This window comes from Marinobacterium sp. xm-a-127 (genome assembly GCF_013283425.1).
GTDB lineage: Bacteria > Pseudomonadota > Gammaproteobacteria > Pseudomonadales > Balneatricaceae > Marinobacterium_E.
Map to the genome: position 1 here is coordinate 379,259 of NZ_WBYH01000003.1, position 22,875 is coordinate 402,133.

Annotated in this window: 21 protein-coding genes; 10 read left to right on the forward strand and 11 right to left on the reverse strand. The window is 47.7% G+C overall.

All coding sequences use genetic code 11. The features are described 5' to 3' along the window. Positions 1 to 4 precede the first annotated feature (4 nt). Positions 5 to 1,204, forward strand: a complete 1,200-nt coding sequence (gene arsJ, locus XMA127_RS07735) for an organoarsenical effux MFS transporter ArsJ (protein WP_173499079.1) — start codon at positions 5 to 7, stop codon at positions 1,202 to 1,204. Between the two features lie 10 nt (positions 1,205 to 1,214). On the opposite strand, the gene XMA127_RS07740 is transcribed toward arsJ, so the two are convergent. The 5 genes from XMA127_RS07740 to trmA form a co-directional block, all read right to left on the reverse strand. Then, positions 1,215 to 2,003 (reverse strand): hypothetical protein, encoded by a 789-nt coding sequence (locus tag XMA127_RS07740; RefSeq protein WP_173499080.1) that lies wholly within the window; start codon positions 2,001 to 2,003, stop codon positions 1,215 to 1,217. A gap of 1 nt (position 2,004) precedes the next feature. Beyond that, positions 2,005 to 2,649 carry a hypothetical protein gene (locus XMA127_RS07745; RefSeq protein ID WP_173480877.1) on the reverse strand — a complete coding sequence of 215 codons (645 nt, stop codon included), beginning with the start codon at positions 2,647 to 2,649 and terminating at the stop codon, positions 2,005 to 2,007. A gap of 1 nt (position 2,650) precedes the next feature. Beyond that, positions 2,651 to 3,217, reverse strand: a complete 567-nt coding sequence (gene dcd / locus XMA127_RS07750; RefSeq protein WP_173480876.1) for a dCTP deaminase — start codon at positions 3,215 to 3,217, stop codon at positions 2,651 to 2,653. Positions 3,218 to 3,291: 74 nt separating this feature from the next. Continuing rightward, positions 3,292 to 4,119 (reverse strand): iron-sulfur cluster carrier protein ApbC, encoded by an 828-nt coding sequence (gene apbC, locus XMA127_RS07755; RefSeq protein ID WP_371731518.1) that lies wholly within the window; start codon positions 4,117 to 4,119, stop codon positions 3,292 to 3,294. Positions 4,120 to 4,183: 64 nt separating this feature from the next. Next, positions 4,184 to 5,278, reverse strand: coding sequence for a tRNA (uridine(54)-C5)-methyltransferase TrmA (gene trmA / locus XMA127_RS07760; RefSeq protein WP_173480875.1), 1,095 nt, complete (start codon positions 5,276 to 5,278; stop codon positions 4,184 to 4,186). 151 nt (positions 5,279 to 5,429) lie between these two features. Between trmA and metG the strand changes: the two genes are divergently transcribed. From metG to XMA127_RS07775, 3 genes are all read left to right on the forward strand, one after another. Then, positions 5,430 to 7,454: a methionine--tRNA ligase gene (gene metG / locus XMA127_RS07765; protein ID WP_173482451.1), complete on the forward strand. Its 2,025-nt coding sequence runs from the start codon at positions 5,430 to 5,432 to the stop codon at positions 7,452 to 7,454. Between the two features lie 310 nt (positions 7,455 to 7,764). Beyond that, entirely contained in the window at positions 7,765 to 9,330 is a 1,566-nt protein-coding gene (locus XMA127_RS07770) for a Re/Si-specific NAD(P)(+) transhydrogenase subunit alpha (protein WP_173480873.1), read from the forward strand. An 11-nt stretch (positions 9,331 to 9,341) separates the two neighbouring features. Further along, on the forward strand, positions 9,342 to 10,736 hold the full coding sequence (locus XMA127_RS07775; protein ID WP_173480872.1) for an NAD(P)(+) transhydrogenase (Re/Si-specific) subunit beta: 1,395 nt from the start codon (positions 9,342 to 9,344) through the stop codon (positions 10,734 to 10,736). Positions 10,737 to 10,779: 43 nt separating this feature from the next. Here the strand turns inward: XMA127_RS07775 and XMA127_RS07780 are convergent, their stop codons facing one another. Continuing rightward, positions 10,780 to 11,091 (reverse strand): DUF6482 family protein, encoded by a 312-nt coding sequence (locus XMA127_RS07780; RefSeq protein ID WP_173480871.1) that lies wholly within the window; start codon positions 11,089 to 11,091, stop codon positions 10,780 to 10,782. Between the two features lie 105 nt (positions 11,092 to 11,196). Here XMA127_RS07780 and XMA127_RS07785 point away from each other — a divergent pair, with 105 nt between their 5' ends. After that, a complete protein-coding gene (locus tag XMA127_RS07785) occupies positions 11,197 to 11,658 on the forward strand; it encodes a DnaJ domain-containing protein (RefSeq protein ID WP_173480870.1) in 462 nt (153 codons plus the stop codon). A 6-nt stretch (positions 11,659 to 11,664) separates the two neighbouring features. Continuing rightward, positions 11,665 to 12,468: an MOSC domain-containing protein gene (locus XMA127_RS07790; protein WP_173484495.1), complete on the forward strand. Its 804-nt coding sequence runs from the start codon at positions 11,665 to 11,667 to the stop codon at positions 12,466 to 12,468. Here XMA127_RS07790 and XMA127_RS07795 read toward each other — a convergent pair. After that, positions 12,436 to 14,364: a GNAT family N-acetyltransferase gene (locus tag XMA127_RS07795; RefSeq protein WP_173484494.1), complete on the reverse strand. Its 1,929-nt coding sequence runs from the start codon at positions 14,362 to 14,364 to the stop codon at positions 12,436 to 12,438. The genes XMA127_RS07790 and XMA127_RS07795 overlap by 33 nt on opposite strands. Beyond that, positions 14,364 to 14,945, reverse strand: a complete 582-nt coding sequence (smrA, locus tag XMA127_RS07800) for a DNA endonuclease SmrA (protein ID WP_173480867.1) — start codon at positions 14,943 to 14,945, stop codon at positions 14,364 to 14,366. The genes XMA127_RS07795 and smrA overlap by 1 nt, the downstream gene beginning before the upstream one ends. A gap of 112 nt (positions 14,946 to 15,057) precedes the next feature. On the opposite strand from smrA, the gene XMA127_RS07805 reads away from it, so the two are divergent. From XMA127_RS07805 to nhaD, 4 genes are all read left to right on the forward strand, one after another. Next, entirely contained in the window at positions 15,058 to 15,924 is an 867-nt protein-coding gene (locus tag XMA127_RS07805) for a hypothetical protein (RefSeq protein ID WP_173499081.1), read from the forward strand. A 4-nt stretch (positions 15,925 to 15,928) separates the two neighbouring features. Next, positions 15,929 to 16,549 carry a glutathione S-transferase family protein gene (locus tag XMA127_RS07810; protein ID WP_173480865.1) on the forward strand — a complete coding sequence of 207 codons (621 nt, stop codon included), beginning with the start codon at positions 15,929 to 15,931 and terminating at the stop codon, positions 16,547 to 16,549. Between the two features lie 162 nt (positions 16,550 to 16,711). Next, complete coding sequence (locus XMA127_RS07815; protein ID WP_173480864.1) at positions 16,712 to 18,469, forward strand: DEAD/DEAH box helicase; 1,758 nt, start codon at positions 16,712 to 16,714, stop codon at positions 18,467 to 18,469. A 181-nt stretch (positions 18,470 to 18,650) separates the two neighbouring features. After that, positions 18,651 to 19,895, forward strand: coding sequence for a sodium:proton antiporter NhaD (nhaD, locus tag XMA127_RS07820; RefSeq protein ID WP_173499082.1), 1,245 nt, complete (start codon positions 18,651 to 18,653; stop codon positions 19,893 to 19,895). A gap of 218 nt (positions 19,896 to 20,113) precedes the next feature. Here the strand turns inward: nhaD and XMA127_RS07825 are convergent, their stop codons facing one another. From XMA127_RS07825 to XMA127_RS07835, 3 genes are all read right to left on the reverse strand, one after another. Then, the gene (locus XMA127_RS07825; RefSeq protein ID WP_173482443.1) at positions 20,114 to 20,377 is read right to left on the reverse strand and encodes a GIY-YIG nuclease family protein; all 264 of its coding nucleotides are present in this window, start codon (positions 20,375 to 20,377) and stop codon (positions 20,114 to 20,116) included. A 38-nt stretch (positions 20,378 to 20,415) separates the two neighbouring features. Then, complete coding sequence (locus tag XMA127_RS07830) at positions 20,416 to 21,486, reverse strand: hybrid sensor histidine kinase/response regulator (RefSeq protein ID WP_173499083.1); 1,071 nt, start codon at positions 21,484 to 21,486, stop codon at positions 20,416 to 20,418. Between the two features lie 72 nt (positions 21,487 to 21,558). After that, positions 21,559 to 22,761, reverse strand: a complete 1,203-nt coding sequence (locus tag XMA127_RS07835; protein ID WP_173499084.1) for a hypothetical protein — start codon at positions 22,759 to 22,761, stop codon at positions 21,559 to 21,561. Between the last annotated feature and the right edge of the window lie 114 nt (positions 22,762 to 22,875).

The window sequence follows — 22,875 nt, forward strand, 5'->3', positions numbered from 1 at the left end:
GTGTATGAATGGTGCTGTCCGTCAGTACCTGCTAATTACGGGTAATTACTGGGCGTTCACCCTCACGGATGGCGCCCTTCGTATGTTGGTGGTGCTCTATTTCCACCAACTCGGTTACTCTCCTCTTCAGATCGCCTTTCTATTCCTCTTCTACGAACTCTTTGGGGTCGTCACCAATATAGTTGGTGGTTGGCTCGGAGCTCGTATTGGCCTGAATAGGACCATGAACATTGGGCTCGCCTTACAGATTGGCGCACTAGCCATGCTAGCAGTTCCTTCAGCCTATCTCACCATTCCCTGGGTGATGGCCGCCCAAGCGCTTTCCGGCATTGCTAAAGATCTGAATAAAATGAGTGCGAAAAGTGCCATCAAGCAACTGGTTCCTGAAAACGCCGAAAGCTCACTGTTTAAATGGGTCGCACTGCTTACAGGATCGAAAAACACGCTAAAAGGTGTGGGTTTCTTTATGGGTGGTGCCCTGCTAGTCTGGCTAGGGTTTCAAGGGGCGGTTACCGCGATGGCCACGGTCTTACTGATTGTCTGGATCAGCTCTCTACTGCTGCTAAAAAAGGAGTTAGGTAAAGCGAGCTACAAACCTAAATTCAGAGAGATTTTCTCTAAAAGTGACTCCGTTAATAGACTTTCTGCTGCCCGGTTCTTTCTATTCGGTGCACGAGATATCTGGTTTGTGATTGCACTGCCCGTCTTTCTTGCCGATACCCTTAACTGGGGTGAAGAGGCAACTGGGGCGTTTATGGCAATGTGGATTATTGGCTACGGTATTATTCAAGCATCCTCGCCAAAACTGCTGAATAACAGAGAGCACCCACCCAGTCGTGACCGAGCCGTCACACTAGCAGCCCTGTTAACCCTAGTTCCAACCGCGATTGCTGCTCTACTCTTCGCAGAGGTCGAGCCCACCTGGGTCATAATGGTGGGTTTAGCGCTGTTTGCGCTGATCTTTGCCCTCAACTCAGCCGTTCACAGCTATTTAATTGTTAGCTATGCCAAAGCAGACGGTGTCTCGTTAGATGTGGGGTTCTATTACATGGCTAATGCCATGGGGCGCTTGATCGGCACCCTGCTATCGGGTGCACTGTTTCAGTGGACTGGATTAGGCGTTGCGGGGCTAGTGGCTTGCCTTGCTGGATCTGCGATTATGGTTTTAGCAGCGGCGCTGCTCAGCCGAAAACTGCCAATCTAACCCAACCTTATTAATGCAGTGTCGGTGGCTCTTCATCATCGACAAATAGAGGCTGACCTTCTGAATCCATTCCGATGGCGCCCTTTTCAATGGCATGATCCACCATTTGAGCTACCATCATCTCAGTCAGATGTGCACTAAGAATCATGCCAGCGGGTGGATCTTGATTGAACATCTCGGGATCCACCAATCCATCGTTTCGTAACCCCAACATTAAAGGGTTTTCGGCCAACAGCGGTGCCAAATCATCTGGAGCAAAAACAGCATAGTCCGACGCAATTTTAAGACTGAGCTGATAGGCATCCATCGTCTCACTGCTCAGCGCACTTTCGAAGGCTGTTTCAGCCGCAGCGAACAGATCATAGAGCTGACTCCGTCCACTTTGCGGAACGAACTCTTTAGGGGTTTTCGTGTAATCGACACCTAAAACGGGTTTGCAGAGGTCCAGTTCATGCGCATCAACCAACAGATCGCCATGCTCATCACGCTCTAACCAGTCGCGCTTGGTCGCAACCATCATTAGACCATCCATACCCGCCGCCACAAGATTGGCACTGATGATCGCTCCGATGGTCGGGTTTGCACCCTCCTCTTCACTCTCGATCAGATCACCGGCACGTGAAGCCAACAGGCGTGGCGCTGATAGAATGAGCTCTACTAACTCGTCAGCTGGCAAGGCTAAACGCCTATGAGCAAGCTGGTGAGCCGTTTTAAAGGGGTAGCTGTGGCCGTTAGCCTCCATCTCTTTGAGATAGGCTTCGCGAAGGTCATCAAGCAGTTCGGTCAACTTGTCACTCATATTAGTGCAGATTGATACCAATGGGTTTAATGTCAGATTTAATCTGATCAAATTCAGATCTGAGCTGGGATAGCGGCGATAGCCCAAAATCACGTGGACAGGCTGGAAGTTCATACCAATCCAAGGCCCAAATTCGCACCATAATCTCGTACTCACCAATCAGCGCATCCAGTAGAATCATGACTGCCTCAACTCGCGGATCCATATCGAGCACGGTCGGTGCATCTTCCATGTAGATTGCGAGCTCTAACTTGCCATTGATGGTGCGCAGTGAATACCAGTAGTCGTTGATCTCACAGAGCTCTCCGCCCAGATCGACGGTGCGTGGCACAGGATCATGACGCTCATTGAAGGCGCGTACTTGGAAGCCATTCAGTTTAGGCGCAGCACCGACCAGTGTTAACACACTGTGAATCGACTCTGGGTAGCCATCACAACCAAAGACCAACTGAACAGGACCATCCTCTTGATTACGCTCAAAATGGAACGTCAGGTTAGAGTCGATCTCTTTCAGTGTCGGTCTGTAATCCATAAGCACACGCTCACCTTGCTCAGCGAGCTGCTCGAGCGTGGCGTGTTGAAGGGCATCTAGGGTAATCGCAAGATCATCCCAAAAGGCTTTAATACTATCGACTTGTTCTTGCATATTAAGTGCGTGGTAAGGTCACACCCGTTTGACCCTGGTATTTACCACCACGATCACCGTAGGAGACTTCACACACTTCATCACCGCCAATAAAGAGCATCTGAGCTACACCCTCGTTAGCATAGATCTTAGCAGGCAGCGGCGTGGTATTAGAGAACTCAAGTGTCACGTGACCTTCCCACTCTGGTTCGAGCGGTGTGACGTTCACAATGATGCCACAACGTGCGTAGGTACTTTTACCCAAGCAGATTGTTAGCACATCACGGGGGATCTTGAAGTATTCAACAGTGCGAGCCAGTGCAAAGGAGTTTGGCGGGATGATACAGACATCCGACTTCACATTAACAAAGCTCTCGCTGTTGAAGTCTTTAGGGTCGACAACCGATGAGTTGATGTTGGTGAAGATTTTAAACTCGTCAGCACAACGAACATCATAGCCGTAGCTAGACGTACCGTATGAGACGATCTTTTCACCATTCACTTCACGAACCTGACCCGGCTCAAACGGATCAATCATCTGTTGCTGTTCCGCCATGCGACGGATCCACTTATCGGCTTTGATACCCATTACTTATCACCTAAAAAGAAAACCGCGAAATAATAGCAAAAAAGGCTCCAGAAATAGAGCCTTTTCTTTACACATCAATCATCCATGATGTTGATGAAAGGCGCCTCAGCCTGTGTGTGATTGGCAAGCACTTCACTGACGGAAGCCGCAACCCTTTGATAGAGGCTGGCATACTCAGATTCAGGTTCGGCAATGACGATGGGTGTGCCCGAGTCGGCCTGCACGCGAATTGGCATTGCCAAAGGTAACTGACCCAAGAGCTTGGTTTGATACTGCTCTGCCATCTTATCACCGCCACCTTCCCCAAAAATGGGGTCAACATGACCGCAGTTTGAACAGACGTGCACGCTCATGTTTTCAATGATGCCTAGCACTGGAATATCGACCTTACGGAACATCTCAATGCCCTTCTTGGCATCAAGCAGCGCAATATCCTGAGGCGTGGTTACGACGATGGCACCATCGACCGGTACCTTTTGCGACAGCGTCAATTGAATGTCACCTGTACCAGGCGGCATATCGATCAGCAGAAGATCCAAATCATCCCATTGTGTCTGCATCAACAGCTGCTGAAGCGCACTACTTACCATGGGACCACGCCACACCATAGGTGTATCTTCATCGATCAAATAACTGATCGACATAGTCTGAATGTCGTGCGCGACGACGGGAATAAAGTACTTCTCTTCAGCTGTTTTCGGGCGAGTACCTGCAGGTACACCAAACATCATTGCTTGGCTGGGACCGTAAATATCAGCATCCAACACGCCGACACGAAGACCCTGTACAGATAGAGCAGCTGCCAGGTTAGCTGTGACCGTCGACTTACCCACTCCGCCTTTACCAGAGGAGATCGCGACAATTTTTTTAACACCCGCAAGATTTTCAAGTTTCTGAGACACGGTACCACCCAAACATAATAACCAAGTAATTTAGTAGGATTATTTCAAAAAGAGGATCGATTAACTAGACCTTCTTAGTAAGGTATACGCCACATTCGACATGATGGGTGTATGGGAACTGATCAAACAGAGCAAAACGCTGCACGTCGTGAGTCTGAGACAGTATCTCTAAATTCTCTTTTAAGGTTTCAGGGTTACAGGAGATATAGACAATCGCCGGGTAGGTCTGCACTTGCTTAACGGTCTCTGCATCTAAACCTGCACGAGGCGGATCAACCAGTACGGTTTGAAAATCAAAGCTGGTCAGATCCAACCCTTCGGTTCTACGAGAAGTACGAGTGCCTTGAAGTACCTCAGTAAACTCTTCTGAAGAGAGGCGCAAAATAGAGACGTTCTCAACACCATTTACCTCAATGTTGTACTGCGCACTGCGTACCGACTCTTTAGAGATCTCAGTACCGACAACTCGATCGAAGTTCTGCGCTAGCGGCAGACTGAAGTTACCGTTACCACAGTAGAACTCCACCAGGTCGCCCCTAGCATCTTGAGTTGCATCCAACGCCCACTCGATCATCTGTTCACACACCTTAGCGTTGGGTTGGGTGAAACTGTTTTCGGTCTGTTTGTAGGTGAAGGGCTGACCATTGATCTGAATCGTTTCAATAACAAAATCACGATCCAACACAATCTTGTTTTTACGTGAACGGCCTACAATATCAATGCCAAACTCTTCACGAAGGGGTTTTGCCGCCTCAATCCACTCTTCTCCGATCGCGCGGTGGTAGAGCATGCTGACCAACAGCTCCCCTTTTAAGGTCGCTAGGAAATCTATTTGAAATAGACGTTTACGCAGCTCAACGTCACCTTTTAAACGCTCGAGAAAATCGAACATCATCGATTCAATGCGCGTATCGACCATTTTGCATTCTGTCACCTTGACCGGTTTGCGCTTATCTCCCGGTTCAAACATCACGTAGTCGATCTCATCACCATCATGCCAAACTCGAAACTCTGCTCGCATACGGTAGTTCTCTGGTGGGGAGCGAAACAGCTCGAGCTCGGGAAGATCAAACTCTGAGAATAACTGCTGCATTGTTTCTGCTTTTTCAGCAAGTTGCTGTTCGTAGAGGGCAGGATCAATAACCGGTAAAGATGACATGCAATGGGTGCCTTTAAACGTCTAAAAAGAGTAATTGGGGCGCAGTGTAACAGTGCATTGAGTAGTGACCAAACCTGAGACCTTTAATCAATCGAAGTAAACGCGTAAAATCGACGCTCAATTTTTTCGTAGTAGATAGTGATTAACCTAGATGACTGATTCTAATCGCAAGATTCTTGTTACCAGTGCCCTGCCTTACGCTAATGGACCTATTCACCTGGGCCACCTAGTTGAATACATCCAAACCGATATTTGGGTTCGCTTCCAAAAGCAGCGCGGCCATCAATGTACATACGTCTGTGCAGATGATGCTCACGGTACACCGATCATGCTGAAAGCGGATCAGATGGGTATCTCACCTCAAGCATTGATCGACAAAGTCAGTGAAGAGCACCAGCGTGACTTCTCAGGTTTTTTGGTCAACTTCGACAACTACTACTCGACGCACTCGGAAGAGAACAAGCAGTTTGCTGAACTGATCTACACGCGTTTACGAGATAAAGGTCACATTGCTCGTCGCACCATCACTCAAGCGTACGATCCTGAAAAGGAGATGTTCCTTCCGGATCGTTTCATCAAAGGTGACTGTCCAAAATGTGGTGCGGAAGATCAGTACGGCGACTCGTGTGAAAAGTGTGGTGCAACCTATGCCCCGACTGAACTGAAAAATGCCTACTCTGCTGTATCAGGTGCAAAACCGATCGAGAAAGAGTCTGAGCACTACTTCTTTAAGCTTGAAGATTTCGAATCCTTCCTTAAAGGCTGGGTAGACACACACGTTCAGGATCAGATGAAACACAAGCTGAATGAGTGGTTCGAATCCGGTCTTCAACAGTGGGATATCTCACGTGATGCGCCCTACTGGGGATTTGAGATTCCTGACGCCCCTGGCAAATACTTCTACGTTTGGTTGGACGCTCCCATCGGCTACATGGCTAGCTTTAAAAATTGGGCGGATAAAAATGGCGTCGATTTCAATGAGTACTGGTCAGAAGATAGCAGCGCTGAACTCTATCACTTCATCGGTAAAGACATCGCCTACTTCCACACCCTATTCTGGCCTGCTGAACTGCATGGTGCAGGATTTAGAACACCAACAGGGGTTTTCTGTCACGGTTTCCTAACAGTCGATGGACAGAAGATGTCTAAGTCTCGTGGCACCTTTATTATGGCCGAGACCTACCTGAAACACCTACGTCCAGAGTATCTACGCTACTACTTTGCAGCGAAACTGGGCTCAGGTATTGATGACATCGACTTAAGCTTAGAGGACTTCCGTCTTCGTGTTAACGCCGATCTAGTTAACAAAGTCATCAACATTGCGAGCCGTTGTGCAGGATTTATCACTAAGAAGTTTGATGGCCAACTGGATAGCACACTGGCTCAACCAGAGCTCTATAACGAAGCAGTTGCCGCTGGTGATTCGATTGCAAATGCTTATGAAAAGCGCGAGTACGCCAAAGCGATGCGCGAAATCATGGCATTAGCCGATAAAGCCAACCAGTATATTGATGCAGCTGAGCCTTGGGTATTGGCTAAGCAGGAAGGTAAAGAGGCTGAGGTTCAAGCCTGCTGTACCATGGGCATTAACCTATTCCGAGTGATCATTAGTTACTTAACTCCAGTTCTTCCAGAGGTATCTGAACAAGCTAAAGGCTTCCTTAATATTGAAAGCTTTGCTTGGGATGAGATTCAAACACCTCTACTGGACCAAAAGATCAACAAGTTCAAGCCGCTTATGCAGCGTGTAGAGCCTGAAAAGATCGAGGCGGTCATCGAAGATTCAAAACAGAATCTACAAGCCGCTGCGCCTGTTAAAAAGGCTGAGCCTAGTAAAGAGCCCATTGCTGAGACCATCGAGTTTCCAGACTTTGCCAAAGTCGATCTTCGTGTCGCTCGCATCGCTAAAGCTGAGCATGTTGAAGGTGCTGACAAACTCCTTCGATTGACGCTTGATCTAGGCGATGAGACACGCAATGTCTTTGCAGGTATCAAATCGGCCTATGCTCCAGAAGACTTGGAAGGCAAACTGACCGTTATGGTCGCTAACCTTGCACCGCGTAAGATGAAGTTTGGAATGTCTGAGGGGATGGTACTAGCGGCTGGACCTGGCGGTAAGGATCTTTGGATATTAGAACCCCATGCCGGCGCTCAGCCAGGAATGCGCATCATGTAAGCCCTGTTTTCGAACAGTGCGTCTTTTTAAAAAGGAGCTTCGGCTCCTTTTTTATTACCTCTTGTTGATTAAATTACATCCCAATAAGAAGAGAATTAAGCTAAATCTTAAGCATCCTGAAAAATTTTAATAATCCGTATAAGTTAATTCAGTTTGGTTATTAATAACTTTCGTAGTAGATTATAAAGATTAGTTTTAGGTTAATTCTATTTAGTTATGGAATGGCCATATTATATAGGCTTAGCTTCTATGCTGAGCCAGGGTTATCAACAGCCATCCTCGGGTGGATACTATAAGAGAGGTGAAATCGATGAGAATCGGTGTACCCCGCGAGAACGAAGAAGGCGAAAAACGCGTCGCCCTCACTCCAGACGTTGCAGTTAAAATGCAAAAGCTGGGTTTCGACATCTCGATGGAAAGCGGCGCTGGCGCAGATGCTAGCTATGCGGACGAAGAGTATGAGAAAGCTGGTGTAGAGATCATTAAAGATCCTAAAGAGCTATGGGGTAATTCAGACATTATCCTGAAGGTTCGCCCACCTAAAGCCCACCCTGAACTTGGTTTCAATGGCGTAGAGTTGATGAAGAAGGATCAAACCATCATCAGCTTCCTATACCCAGCGATGAACCCTGAGATGCTCAAAGAGATGGCTGATCATGGTATCAATGCACTGGCTATGGACTCTGTACCACGTATTTCACGTGCACAGAAGATGGACGCCCTATCTTCAATGGCTAACATCGCGGGTTACCGTGCTGTTGTTGAAGCAGCGCAGCATTTCGGTCGCTTCTTCACTGGTCAGATCACCGCAGCAGGTCGAATCAACCCAGCTAAAGTACTGGTTATCGGTGCCGGTGTTGCCGGTCTTGCCGCTATCGGTGCTGCGAAAGGCATGGGTGCCATTGTTCGTGCATTTGATACTCGCCCTGAGGTTAAAGAGCAAGTTGAGTCGATGGATGCTGAATTCCTGATGCTCGATTTCGAAGATGACGAAGATGGCAGCGGTTCTGGCGGTTACGCTAAGACCATGAGCCCTGAGTTCATCAAAGCAGAGATGGATCTATTCGCGGCTCAGGCTGCAGAAGTGGATATCATTATCACTACCGCACTGATCCCTGGCAAAGAGGCACCTGAGCTGATCACTGAGCGTATGGTCGCTAACATGAAGCCTGGCTCTGTCATTGTTGACCTTGCAGCGGAAGCGGGTGGTAACTGTAAACTTACCGTCGCTAACGAAGTGGTTAAGAAGCACGATGTCACTATCATCGGCTACACCAACCTACCGAGCCGTCTTGCAGCGCAATCCTCTCAGCTCTATGCAACTAACATGTTGAACCTGTTGACTGAACTTTGCCCAGAGAAAAACGGCGAAATCGACATCAACATGGAAGACGAGGTGATTCGTGGTGCGACGGTTGTCAAAGAGGGCAACATCACTTGGCCACCACCAGCGCCTCGTATCTCGCTTGCACCTAAAGAGGACGTCGGCCTTAAAGCGAAGCAAGAGCTTGAGCCAGAGGTTGAAAAACCGGCTCACCCACTTGCGTTCCTGATCCCTCTACTGATCGCCGGTGGCGCTCTATTTGGATTGGGTTCTGTTGCTCCACCTGAGTTCATTGGCCACCTAACCGTATTCGTATTGTCATGTTTTATCGGATACATGGTTATCTGGGGCGTATCGCACTCACTGCACACACCATTGATGTCTGTCACCAACGCAATCAGTTCCATTATTGTGATTGGCGCTTTAATTCAGATCTCAAGTGACAATCCAGTGGTGATGGCGCTTGCCGGATTGGCTGTGTTCATTACCAGCATCAACATTGTGGGCGGTTTCGCCGTAACACAACGCATGCTTCGCATGTTTAGGAAGTAAGGAGATAATCGATGACTTCAGGAATTATTACAGCTTCCTACATTGCAGCCAGCGCCCTGTTTATCATGGCACTAGGCGGTCTTGCGCATCAGGAGTCTGCACGTCGCGGTAACTTCTATGGCATGCTGGGTATGGCGATTGCTGTCGGTGTTACCATCGTTGGCCTAGTCTCTAACAACTACGGACTTCTGGTCGGTGGTATTGTTGTCGGTGGTATCATTGGCTACATTCTGGCGCAACGTGTAGAAATGACCTCTATGCCTGAGCTAGTGGCGATTCTTCACAGCCTTGTGGGCCTAGCAGCCGTATTTGTGGGTTGGGCGAATGCTCTAGAGCATGCACCACTCACCGGTGTTGCTCAGTCGATTCACGCCGTTGAAACCTACCTTGGCATTCTGATCGGTGCGATGACCTTCTCTGGTTCCGTCATGGCTTACTTGAAACTAAGCGGGAAGATTGGCGGACGCCCTCTTCAACTACCAGGTCGTCACCTATTCAACATTGCACTCGGTGTGATCGCTTTATACTTCATGATTCAGTACATGGATACAGCGGCAACTGGCGGTGTCTTTGAATTGACGGTTATGACCATCATCGCACTGGTATTTGGTGTGCACATGGTGGCAGCGATCGGTGGTGCTGATATGCCTGTTGTAGTCTCAATGCTGAACAGCTACTCAGGTTGGGCTGCTGCAGCGATGGGCTTCATGCTAGGTAACGATCTACTCATCGTCGTCGGTGCTCTAGTCGGTTCAAGTGGTGCTATCCTCTCTTACATCATGTGTAAGGCGATGAACCGCAAGTTCCTAAACGTAATCTTTGGTGGTATTGGTCAGAAAGCTTCAAGCGGTGGTCCAGCAGGCCCTGCGGGTAATGCTGAAGACATTCGCTCGGTTGAATCGGATGAAGCGGCAGACATGCTTCTTAACGCTAAAGAGGTCATGATCCTACCAGGTTACGGTATGGCGGTTGCTCAGGCTCAACACACCGTATTCGAGATCACTAAGAAACTTCGCGACAAAGGCATCAACGTTCGCTTTGGTATTCACCCTGTAGCGGGTCGTATGCCTGGTCACATGAACGTACTGCTTGCTGAAGCGAAAGTACCTTATGACATCGTTTACGAGATGGAAGAGATCAACGAAGACTTCCCTAACGTTGACGTATCTATCGTTATCGGTGCCAACGACATCGTCAACCCTGCAGCACAGGAAGTACCAGACAGCCCTATCGCAGGTATGCCTGTACTTGAGCCTTGGAACGGTAAACAGACCATTGTCATGAAACGTTCTATGGGTACTGGTTATGCGGGTGTCGATAACCCACTCTTCTACAAAGAGAACACACGCATGCTATTCGGTGATGCTAAAGAGCGTTTGGATCAAATCCTTAAAGCGATTAGCTAATCCAGAGTTGATACTAAAACGGCACCCTCGGGTGCCGTTTTTTTTATGAGTAATCATTATCAGGAAGGCTGATATCAACCAGCAGAGGTTCAACCTTGTCGCCCTGCAACCCAATCATTTCGTCATAATAGGATTGATGCTCTAGCACCGCCCTTTCAACCCTTAATCCTTTGAACGGAATCTTGGCCGCTAGCTGAGATCGAAACACCTGAGGGCGCCCAGTGTCGTCAACTAGGGTTGATTGCCCAGTCTCAGTCGTTAATTGAACCAGATAGTGTTCACATTCAAAGGACTTCAATCTCAATTCAGATATAACCGGACGCTCACGATTGAGCTGCTCGATAGTTACTTTCATATGGCTTCCTTAAATCTACTTTTCAGGTTACGTCAGCTATACTCTTTCGGACCAAGCATTCATGCCAAACCTTCAAACCCAATATAAGTACAGAGACAAGACCTTGTGAATCCAATCTCTTTTATTGCTGTCGTTATACTGATTCTGCTGATACTCGGCTGGGTGAGATCTAAACCCAAAGAGCATCGACGCAGAGCTTGGCTTCAAGCCGGACTCATCACCCTAGCGCTGGTGATGCTCTTTTTAGCCATTACCGGCAGGATGCACTGGCTAGGCGCTCTGATTGCCGGCCTACTTCCCTTTGTTAAAAGTGCGTTTCCCTGGTTGCTGCGCCTACTCCCTTTTCTAAGGGCTCGACGCCAGCAACAAAAGAACAGCCCTAAACCCTCCGGAAACCCAAGCAAACAGGAGGCCTATGAAATATTGGGTCTTAAAGAGGGAGCATCAAAAGAGGAGATCCTTGCTGCGCATAAGCGATTGATGCAAAAAGCCCACCCTGATCGCGGTGGCAGTGATTGGCTTGCCTCTCGCATTAACTCGGCCAAAGAGACGCTTCTAAAGGACTAACCAGAGATGAAACTCGTCGACATCATCCGCTACCCGATCAAGTCGGGTCAGGCCGTGCATTTAGAGCAAGCGAACATAGAAACTAAAGGGATCGTTGGCGACCGTCGTTTCATGCTAGCGGAAGAGGATGGGCGGTTTATAACAGCTAGAAAAGATCCGATTCTGCTGGATCTGAACATCGAGTCAGACGGTCAGACTCTCTCTATCCTCTACAAAAACAAGATGATTGCGAAGGGTGATTTCAGCTCATCGGAGAGACTCAGCGTCACTGTTTGGAGTCGGATTACCTCAGTACAACGAATCAGGCTCAATAATAAGACGCTGGATTCCCTGTTCGAACGCAAAGTCTGCCTAGTGTTTAACGACAGTCATGCAACAGAACTTGCAGAAAAGCGCTATGAGTGGGGCCCAATACTCAGTGATGGTTACCCTATTCTACTGACCAATACCGCCTCACTGGATGCACTTAACCATGCATCAGGCGGGCTGTTTGAAATGGCTCGATTTAGACCTAACCTTGTCATCGACAGTTCAATACCCTGGATTGAAGATAGCTGGAGTCGGTTTCAAATCGGAGAGGCCATATTTGAACGTCGCAAGCCATGCGAACGCTGTGTTTTAGTCACACGCGATCCCATCACTGGATTGAAAGATAGCCATCAGGAACCGCTCCGCACACTGCAGGCAATTCACTCTGGACCGAATGGGGAGATCAACTTTGGCCAAAATATTAGCTTGGTAAAGCCTGGAAAGGTCTCTCTTGGGGATAAAGTGACCCTAGTCGATGAACTGGGACACCCTATGTCGTAAAGCCTTGAGTTGATGCTTGTTCGGTTTAAGTTCAAGGTGACCAACCTCGTTATGCGCAACCCCCTTATCTAACAACTCAATCCAAGGTCTTACTAGTGTGAGTGGCGCACTGCCCTGAGCAAAGCGCTTTAAAGACTCAATCTGATGAGACGATAAAGCTCTCTGCTCAAGCGTTTTAGGTAGAGCCTCAAAACCAACTGGCATTGCCGACCTCAACTCTCTCTCAATCTCAAATTGATAACGAGAAACCGCCTGCTCGCATAGAAACTTAATATCGTCTGTGGCGCAGGCGTTTAACGCTTTCATAACCAGCAATGCGGGCTCACCCGCCACAGGATCGATACGATCGCCCATACGAATCGCTCTGTAGCCAGAAGCTTTCCAAAACTGCCAAACCTCTTGGTATCCAGCAAAGCTAGCCCCCATGAAGTCGATCTGGGACGCAATCGCTTTCGCTTCAATAGAACAGAGCATAGCCGCGGCAATCCCTGATCTTCTGAAATCTGGCGCGACCGCAATACGTGCGATTCGCCAGAAGCGCTTGGTACCAAGTGTGACCATACCCTCAGAGAATATGAGTGTTTGCGGAAGTAGATTGCCATTAGGCCGTCGAACACCCAGAGCGATCGCCTCAGAGAGCTCAGCAGACAGCTCACCCTCCTCTGAAATCCACGCAACACCAACCAACACTCCGCCCTGCACTGAAGCGAAAATAGATTGCCCTGGGGAGTCGAGCAGAACTCGAAGGTCGTTGGGTGAGGTTCGGTAGTGAGCTAGGTGTAGAAGCTGATAGATCGCCTGTAATTGATCAGGTTGGCTTACAAGACCATCAAGTTCTAAACCATGCACACCGTCATCAAAGCCTAAAAACGCCTTAGACGGCTCGCCTTCGGTCAGAAACAGCAGTTCATTGATCGTCTCTTCAAGCTGATCCCCTTGAGACCATCGAACCGGTTCAGCCAGCTGGGAGTAGTTAACACCCTCTCGCTGTAGACCCAAACGTTGTAGAAAACGAAGAGAGAAACCACGCCCAAACCCTTCATAGCCATTAACCGTTGTCGAGACTGCTAGATGATTGGCACTTTCAACCAGTTGATCAAGCAGAGGCGTTGCAATCGCGGCGGCTTCATCAATCACCAACAGTCGAATATCGGGGTTGGTACGCAGCTCCTGTAAGGCTTCAGCAGGATGGAGGAAGCGCGGCTGAAACTCATCGCTCTGCTGATAGAGAGAGTAAACGGCGCGCTTATCCGGTGCCGTCACAATGACCTGATTGGACTCCCAATCAGACTGTTTTAACGCATGGCCCAAAGCTGAGGATTTGCCGCGACCTCTGTCTGCTGTAATAACTCTGGTAGAGGTCGATAGAGACCAGTCATCAAGCAGCTTATCCACCACAGCCTGTTGGTCAGCAGTTAGGGCTATTGATTCAGATAATTGAGTGCTAGTAGTACTATTGAGCTCGACGGCGTCAATATCACAAATAATATTACTACTATGATTTAAACTATTGATTAATAATTGTATGTAGTTTGAATAATAACTTTCAGACTGCCCCAAGGCTTGTAAAAACGGATCAGCATAATTGGGCCAAACAGACGCTTTAGGAGTGATCAAAATCAGTACACCAGGAGCCCGAACAAGGCCCGCCCCTTGGGCAAGAGCATTAGGTGTGAAGCCGTCAAAAGCATTGAAGATAAGGTAGTCAATGGATTGACCAAGCTCTGTCGCTAATCGATCGGCTCTAATCGAACTAAAACCCTCTTGCGACTGACCGACTAACAACCCTTTCATAGAGTTGAGAGGGAGTTGATCCTTAAGCTGATTGATCGCCTGACCTGCCTCTACTTCTGACTCACACTGAAGCCAAACCAGTTTTCGATCGTTGATGGCCACTATCGATGACGCTCTAGATTGGCGAGGCGCTGCTCTTCATTCTTACGTAACAACAGATAGATCGCTGCAAGCCCCCCATGCTGGGGCTGACAGCTATGAAAGGCTAACACCTCATCAATGTTTGGCAGCCAGAGTGTCAGTGCACTTTTCATCTTGTTCTGAGGTGCCTGCAGATGCTTGCCACGTCCATGGGTAATCATGACTGTGCGTAGACCCAATCGGTAACACTCCTTTACAAAATTAGGCACCTCTTCACAGGCCTCAGAGAGCGTTCTGTTAATCAAATCAAGGCGCGCATCGACAGTGTATTTACCCAAACGGAGATTGCGATAGACCCCCTCTTGAACGCCATCGCGTTTCCACTCGACAGGGTCCAAGGGGTTCAACAGTTGATTGTCAGTAAATCGAAAGCGCTCATCAACCCCTTCGGCCTCACGTCGACGCTGTTCAAGAGCCTGCATATCACCACGTCTTAAGTGCTCGCGCGCAGAGACCTTAGCCTCTGCCTTAATCGGTTTAACTCCTTCACCTAGCATTAACGATGTGAAATCGTTTGTAATCTCTTGATCAGACACACTCATTACCTCAAAACCGGCAGAAAGACTTTAAACCGGTCAATAAAGTGATTATTGTTGCTGTAATAACGAATAACAACCCTGATTCGAATCAGTCGCCTGTTAAGGACACACCACAATGCAACGCGTCATTATCGCTCTTATTCTGATTATCATTGCAGTATCGACTTACCTTTTCCTGAACAAACCGGAAATATCCACTGACTCCCAAACCGGCGAAAGTGTGCAACCACAAAGCACCCCCTCACAACAGCCCCTTGCAGAGACAGAAAAAGCGGCCAAAAAGGTCATTAAAACACTGACCGAAGAGACCAAAGATGAAGCGCTCGATATTAAACAAGCGAATAACTTTGTTACCGGTGATCAACTGCTAGAACTACCCAACATGAAGAGTGAGGCCGCTCAAGTAGAGACCATTCAGACAGCTATGGAGGCCGCTGATGAGGCTCAAACCCAGGGTGTACAAACCTCAACCCTTGTTGTGAAGCAGCCACTCGTCAGCAATGAATCGGTGAAGCCTGATCAGATGATGAAACTCATCTCTGAAGACAATGTTATCAATACCAAAACACTGTCACCCGGAGACAAAATTCGTATTAAAGAGCTTCTATCTAATCCCGACATCGCTGCCGGCAGTGTCTTCTACATTCATGCGGTAACCCCCAACGACATGCAAGGGCTCTGGGGCATATTGCAGCGTGGCCTTACCAACACCTTCCGTGAAGGGATCAAGCTCAGTGGTGAGAACGGACAAACGCTCATCGCAGAGATTCCAGAACTTGCTGACGAAGTGCTTGAGAATCAACGCTCCTCTTTCTTAGGCGAGTTCCTCTACTCTAAGGTGAACGACATCTACATTTACAACTACCAACAGGGAATGCTGGGTCAGGATCCAGACCTGATTAAACCCGGTCAACAGTTGGTGATTGTTAGTTATAGTGAAGAGGAGCTGATTAAAATTTACCAACACTTCACACGAGGCTAATCAGATGATCGATTTCTACACCTGGGGCACACCAAACGGCCATAAGATCCGAATCATGCTTGAAGCCTGTGGTTTCGAATATCAACTCCATAGAGTCGATATTCTTAACGATGAACAGTTCAAACCTGAATTTCTAGCCATCAGTCCCAACAATAAGATACCCGCCATCGTTGATCATGATGGTCCTAATGGCGAGGCTATCTCCCTATTTGAAACCGGTGCTATCCTGCTCTATCTCGCCGAGAAAAGTGGCCAGTTTATGCCCACAGAACCTAAAGCCTACTGGCAAGTGATGCAGTGGCTAATGTGGCAGATGGGTGGATTTGGACCTATGCTTGGACAGGCACATCACTTCAATAAATTTGCACCGGAACCTATCCCCTACGCGGTTGATCGCTACTGCAAAGAGGCGCATCGTCTTTGGGGTGTTCTGGATAAACAATTGGAAGGACGCGACTTTGTTTGTGATCAACTGTCGATTGCTGACTTCGCAATCTTTCCATGGGCAAATCGCTTTGAATTTCAAAAAATAGAACCTGATCAATACCCCAATGTGGCCGCTTATATTGAGCGAATGAAGTCCTTTGACTTTGTCTCTAAAGGGCTAGAGATGCCTAGCACATAATGTTCAGGCCCGCTTTCATGGCGGGCCTTTTTGTTGTTTAAAAAATAAACAGCTGGCTTATTAGCCTAAAGTCTGTATAATTTGCGCCTCTTTCAACGATCCTCCACCTGCTTTTGACTTATGGGCCGCGGGTAACGGGATCCCCTAAAAGCAGGAAATCTGATGTCTGATACTGATCAGCCGATCACATTTAGTGATCTTGGCTTAAGCACGCCTATTCTCGACGCACTCTCTGACGTAGGCTATGAAACACCTTCTCCTATCCAAGCCGGCGCTATTCCAGCCCTTCTTGATGGCCGTGATATTCTAGGGCAAGCGCAAACGGGTACTGGTAAAACAGCCGCCTTCGCTCTGCCGCTTCTACAGAACGTCGATACTAGCAAGATCCACCCACAGGTATTGGTACTTGCTCCAACTCGCGAACTCGCCATTCAGGTAGCTGAAGCCTGCGAAAAGTACTCTAAGTACATCCCTGGTCTACGTACACTATCAATCTATGGTGGACAGGGTTACGACACACAACTTCGCTCTCTACGTAAGGGTGTGCATGTCATTATTGGTACACCAGGCCGTGTCATGGACCATGTTCGTCGCGGCACTCTTAGCCTAGACAAACTAAAGTGTTTGGTACTGGATGAGGCGGATGAGATGTTACGCATGGGCTTTATTGACGATGTAGAGTGGGTGCTTGAGCACACGCCACCTACTCGTCAGATCGCACTGTTCTCGGCGACGATGCCACGTGAAATCAAAACGATCACTGAGCGTTACCTACAAAACCCTGTGCACGTAAAGATTCAAAGCAAGACTGAGACAGCCAGCACCATTCGCCAGCGCGTTTGGGAAGTTCGTGGCCTCTCTAAGTTCCAAGCGTTAACTCGCCTACTCGAGATGCACGAGCACGATGCAGCGCTGATCTTTGTTAGAACTAAGACAGCGACTGAAGAGCTATCAGAACAGCTTATTCAGGCAGGCTTCTATGCAGCTGCACTGCACGGTGACATTCAGCAAGCACAACGTGAACGCGTTGTGGGCCGTCTAAAGTCTGGCAAACTTGATGTTGTCGTGGCGACCGATGTTGTTGCACGCGGTCTGGATGTTGAGCGTATTAGCCACGTTATTAACTTCGATATTCCTTACGATGTTGAGTCATACGTACACCGTATTGGTCGTACAGGACGTGCAGGTCGTCAAGGTGATGCGGTTCTTTTTGTGACTCATCGTGAGCGCCGTTTGCTTAAGTCGATTGAACGCCACACACGTTCAACACTTGAAACACTGGAACTTCCCGATGCTAAAGCTCTGAACCAATTGCGTTCACAGCGCCTAAAAGAGCGTCTTGTTAATGCGATTGATAAACCACAGACGGCTGACTTCCATAACCTGATCACTGAACTAGTGACAGAGAGCGGTATCACAGCCTCTGCCCTAGCCGCTGCTGCACTTCAGCTTATCTACAAAGATAAGCCCTTCTATCTTGATGAGAAGGAGCCCAGCTTCAAAGAGCGCCCACGTCGTGAACGCTCTGATCGTGGCGAGCGCGGTGAAAGAGGTGATCGTAAACCTCGTCGTGACTCTGGTGCAGACGAAGGTAAGACCCGTTACTGGATCGGCGTTGGCCACCAACAAGGCGTTAAGCCGGGTAACATCGTCGGTGCGATCGCAAACGAAGCGAATATCAGCAGCGATCTGATTGGACGAATCAGCATCAGTGAGAACTTCTCAACGATTGATCTTCCAAATGATCTTAAGCATGCACAATTGAAGAAAATTGCTGATGCTCGTGTCTGCGGCAAACAGTTGTCGATTCGCCCATGGCAAGATGAGATGTCAGGTAAACCAACGCGTCGTAAAGGTCCACCGCGCGATCGCAACAGCAAACCTAAAGGCAATCGCAAACCACGCGCAGAAAAAGCCTAAGGGTATCCGATACTCAGCCTAAGGGGCTGAGTATCCTCCTTTACCCAACTATAAGCTTATGCAAAACCAGTCTTAAAAACCCACCTAATACGTTGATTTATTAATAATCAAATCCAACTAAAGTAGTAAACTTTCGATCCTTTAGAGGCACACCTTTGCCAATATCAGATAAGGATTATCTATGCTCCACTACACACTCATCGCTTTTGCTCTGATTGCACTGTTAGCCATTGTGTTTGAAGAGCTGATTCATCTGAACAAAGCGAAATCGACTCTGTTTCTAGGCACGCTCTCTTGGATATTGATCTTCCTGTTTCCTGAACAAGGTGTTACGCCTGAGCAACTCAGGGATATGCTCAATGAAAACCTTTTAGATATCGCAGGGCTTTGGCTATTTTTAATGTCCGCGATGACCTTTGTCGCCTTTTTAAACCATCAAGGACTGATTGAGACGCTTATATATCGTCTACTACCCAGTCAAATCAGTGAACGAAAACTCATCTTTCTGGTCGGCATCTTCTCCTTTGTCTTTTCAAGTCTTTGTGACAACATCACAGCCACCCTAGTATCCATTGCCTTGGTACTATCGCTTGGTTTAGAGAGACGTAAAACCCTTAGACTCTCTGTACTGGTTGTATTTGCAGTCAACTCCGGTGGTGTATCCCTAATTACCGGTGATGTCACCACATTAATGGTATTTCTAGCCGGCAAGGTAGAGATTACTGACCTACTGCTACTTTCAGTACCAGCTTTCGTAAGCACCATGCTGTTAGCAGCCATGCTCTCTAGACCCTTGGTTGGTCAGGTGATTATTACCCCTTCCCCTCGCAAGGACGACAAGGTCGGCAAAGTCATTGCGGTTATTTTTCTTGTAACCATTATTTCGACCATTATTCTCAATATTGTTGCGGGTATCCCACCGGTTTTGACCTTCCTTTTCGGGCTGTCCACCATGTTTCTGCTGGGCCGTTTTCTCTATGAAGAGGATACTCGAGAAAATCTATTGGACTACGTTAGGCGCATCGAGTTCGATACATTGATGTTCTTTTTGGGCATTTTGCTATTGGTGGGGATGCTCAAAGAGATTGGAACCCTAGACAGTTTAGTAGGCATCTATCAGGTCCTACCCATCACCGTTGCAAACTTTGCGATGGGTGTCTTCTCAGCCTTTGTCGATAACGTACCTTTGACCGCGGCACTGCTCAAATCTGGAGTAGAGATGTCTAAAGCCGAGTGGTTATCCTTAACTTATTCTGTGGGTGTTGGGGGGTCGCTGTTGGCAATTGGGTCAGCAGCCGGCATCGTTGCAATGTCTAAAGTGGATATCCTAAATTTCGGAAGCTATGCACGCTACGTCGTCTATCTCTCGATTGCGTTTTTAGTCGGTTACCTTAGCAGTTATCTTTTAGGTAGCTATTTCGTCTAACGCGTAATGAAAACGGGCGACACTCTTACTGTTAACCATAACTTCTAAACAGTGAGTTGCCGCCCGCTTGGCCGAAAGCAATATTTCGACTCGTAATACCCTTCAAACCCGGGCCAGGTAAGCCAACCACTGGATATCAGCTTCAGACTTTTCACTATTCAGTTTAGACCCATGGGTCTGGAGTTCAACTGAAAAAAATTCCATTCAGTAAGCTAAGATCATCCTAACTGACACGACCCTATTAATTGAGTTTTTTGCTGTAAAGTCATCCGCTTAATTGCGCACTCGCGCTGCGTGGCACTTGAACGATCTGCATGTTGCTCATGCCAGATAAGCTCCACAGGTCGTCTAGCTCGTGTGTATTTAGCGCCCCCAACCAGTTCACCATTATGTTGACGGAGTCGTCTAGTGGGATCCGTGGTAACGCCTGTATAGAGGGTTTTATCGGAACAACGAACGACGTAAACAAACCAGTGAGACAAGCCAAACGCTCTTAATAAAGATTAAAGCCTAGATATAATCACACCCTTAGCTGCAACTGCAACAGAGCGTTTTGCAAAGATTCAGAGGTGATCGGTTTACCCATAACGACATCAGCACCAGCTTTTAACAACAGATCTCGTTCGTTACCGACCGTTGCGGCGGTTACTCCTAACACCTTCACATCACTTCCTGTCGCACGTATCGCTTCGACCAACTCATAACCGTTCATCTCCGGCATAAAGATATCCGTTATGATCAGATCCCATTTCTGTTTATTAAACAGATCTAGAGCCAGCTGGCCATTTTCCACAAGAACGGGGTTAGCCCCCAATTTTTGCAGTAAGTTTTCACTAAGCTTTCTGAGCATCAAATTGTCTTCTGCCATCAAAACACTCAATCCCTCTAGTGAAACCATCGATGCCGTTTCATCCGGGGTTGCTGACTGCTTAAGCTCAACCGGCATATTGATTGTGAAGCAAGCACCTCCTAGCGCCTCACTCTCTTTAACATTGAGCGTACCGCCATTAGCTTGAATGATCTCACGACAGATTGAGAGCCCTAATCCGGTTCCATCGGCTTCTGTGTCACCTCTTTCGAAGGGTTCAAAAATCGACTCATACTGAGAGGTAGGAATTCCACGACCATCATCTTCAACCGAGATACGAAGCTGATGCATAGTCTCCTCATTGGCTGATATAGGAGCCATCACATCGACCTGAACTTGAATCGTAGATCCTTGCCCGTGCACAACGGCATTCTTAACCAAGTTGGTTAAAACCTGTCGAATACCCCGCTGATCGAGATTAAATTGGTGACCTGCCATATCATTCGATTTTACCGAGCATCGAATCTGTTTATTATCGAGCATCGTTTTAAGTGGTGTCAGTGATCGCTCTATTATCTCTATTGGACGAGCATTAGAGAGCGCTCTCTCTTGAATCAGTTCTGGTTCAACCACCGATCGTAAATCATCCAATACCGCTAACAGGTGCTGACTGGTTGAGCGAATATCACCAAACGACTCTGTAATCGCCGCATCGTCCGCTTCCAACATCATATTCAGTGCCGCAGCCGGTGTTCGAAGTTCATGACCAATCACAGCAAACATCTGTTTCTGTTTTTGCAGCGTCTCTTCTAACCGTTTGACAGCCAGACTGCGCTCAGTAAGCGTAACCTCCAGTTAATGCCTGAGCAGAACATCATCTGTACGATTGATGACTGCGCCGCTAAACCCCTGCAATACACCCTCTTTCACTTCAGGACGAGCATTCAACTCAAGGTAACGCCTCTCACCAGAGGGGAGTAACAACTCTCTCTGAATCTTTTGAAAATTATTTGATTGCCAATTGTGGAGTTGATTTTTAAGCTGATCCTCTCCACTGTCCGCAGCGATACGTGTGCTGATATCCTCTTGAGTAATCGTCGGATACTGATCTTTAGGGAGATCATAGAGGGATCTAAAGACATCATTCGCCGTGACGACACCGTTGATCAAATCACTGTGAAAGAGTCCTATATCACCAAATTCAGAAACATCGTTAAGCTGCTGCAGTACTTTTTCAGTCCGTTTTACCGACTCTGCAAGCGCCAACTCTTTCTCTTTAATGTCCGTTACATCCTGTGACAGCTGAATCCGAATCAGCTCACCCTGACTATTGGTATATTCAGAAATTGAAGAAGTTCTAACCCATTTCTCCATATTCAATTCTTCTATAAAGAGTGGGTACTCAACGACCACACCCGTTTGAGCAAGCGCATCACTGATTTGATCGCGATATCTAGGTTCAGTGGCATTTAATCTAGCCTCACCTACAAGTGGCAATCCAGGCTCATTTGGACCTTTTTCTATCCATTCAGCCGTCTGATGAGTAACATTCTCCTCAAATAGCACCAACTTCGATGTTGATAATGCTAAATGGAGCTGTCTATCTAGAGACTCTATCTTCGATAGCTGGCGATTTCGAAGGGTTAACTGATGCCAATTCCACCAGGCAAACAGAGCTGACAACAGTGCAGCCATCAATAAAAGTAGGCCGATGTATGTCTGAACTTGTCTCTCGGTAAATATAGAGAGAGGCTCATTGATGATCGAGATTGGCCCCTTAAGATTAGACGTATCAGCCTTCCAACGCTCTAGCTCGTTATAATCCAAAATATAGCGCTTTTGAGGTGGTTCAAACCCTTCAGATTGACCGTAAACCAGCTGTGCTATCTTTTGGCCCAACTCTCTAGAAGGAGTCATATAACCGCCCAAACCACCAGCCTTAAGAGTTGAGCTCTGCATCGATATAAAAGGGGCCACATCAAGTTCAACAATCTGTTTAGTTAGCTGTATCGGCAAACCATCTTCAGAGACCGACCCAGTACCACGAGTTATGGTCATTTCTGGTGTACGGGGAGATAGAAGGATGGCGTATCCTGTTGATTGATTCCTGCAAGAATCTCAACCAACAGAAGGTGATACGCCATGACTCATTCTAACCTGACCGCTCTTTCA

Excerpts from the sequence above, each read along its gene's own strand:
- arsJ (WP_173499079.1), top strand. The coding sequence starts at position 5 with ATGAATGGTGCTGTCCGTCAGTACCTGCTAATTACGGGTAATTACTGG.
- XMA127_RS07740 (WP_173499080.1), bottom strand. The coding sequence starts at position 2,003 with ATGAGTGACAAGTTGACCGAACTGCTTGATGACCTTCGCGAAGCCTAT.
- XMA127_RS07745 (WP_173480877.1), bottom strand. The coding sequence starts at position 2,649 with ATGCAAGAACAAGTCGATAGTATTAAAGCCTTTTGGGATGATCTTGCG.
- dcd (WP_173480876.1), bottom strand. The coding sequence starts at position 3,217 with ATGGGTATCAAAGCCGATAAGTGGATCCGTCGCATGGCGGAACAGCAA.
- trmA (WP_173480875.1), bottom strand. The coding sequence starts at position 5,278 with ATGTCATCTTTACCGGTTATTGATCCTGCCCTCTACGAACAGCAACTT.
- metG (WP_173482451.1), top strand. The coding sequence starts at position 5,430 with ATGACTGATTCTAATCGCAAGATTCTTGTTACCAGTGCCCTGCCTTAC.
- XMA127_RS07770 (WP_173480873.1), top strand. The coding sequence starts at position 7,765 with ATGAGAATCGGTGTACCCCGCGAGAACGAAGAAGGCGAAAAACGCGTC.
- XMA127_RS07775 (WP_173480872.1), top strand. The coding sequence starts at position 9,342 with ATGACTTCAGGAATTATTACAGCTTCCTACATTGCAGCCAGCGCCCTG.
- XMA127_RS07780 (WP_173480871.1), bottom strand. The coding sequence starts at position 11,091 with ATGAAAGTAACTATCGAGCAGCTCAATCGTGAGCGTCCGGTTATATCT.
- XMA127_RS07790 (WP_173484495.1), top strand. The coding sequence starts at position 11,665 with ATGAAACTCGTCGACATCATCCGCTACCCGATCAAGTCGGGTCAGGCC.
- smrA (WP_173480867.1), bottom strand. The coding sequence starts at position 14,945 with ATGAGTGTGTCTGATCAAGAGATTACAAACGATTTCACATCGTTAATG.
- XMA127_RS07805 (WP_173499081.1), top strand. The coding sequence starts at position 15,058 with ATGCAACGCGTCATTATCGCTCTTATTCTGATTATCATTGCAGTATCG.
- XMA127_RS07810 (WP_173480865.1), top strand. The coding sequence starts at position 15,929 with ATGATCGATTTCTACACCTGGGGCACACCAAACGGCCATAAGATCCGA.
- XMA127_RS07815 (WP_173480864.1), top strand. The coding sequence starts at position 16,712 with ATGTCTGATACTGATCAGCCGATCACATTTAGTGATCTTGGCTTAAGC.
- nhaD (WP_173499082.1), top strand. The coding sequence starts at position 18,651 with ATGCTCCACTACACACTCATCGCTTTTGCTCTGATTGCACTGTTAGCC.
- XMA127_RS07830 (WP_173499083.1), bottom strand. The coding sequence starts at position 21,486 with ATGTTTGCTGTGATTGGTCATGAACTTCGAACACCGGCTGCGGCACTG.
- XMA127_RS07835 (WP_173499084.1), bottom strand. The coding sequence starts at position 22,761 with ATGACCATAACTCGTGGTACTGGGTCGGTCTCTGAAGATGGTTTGCCG.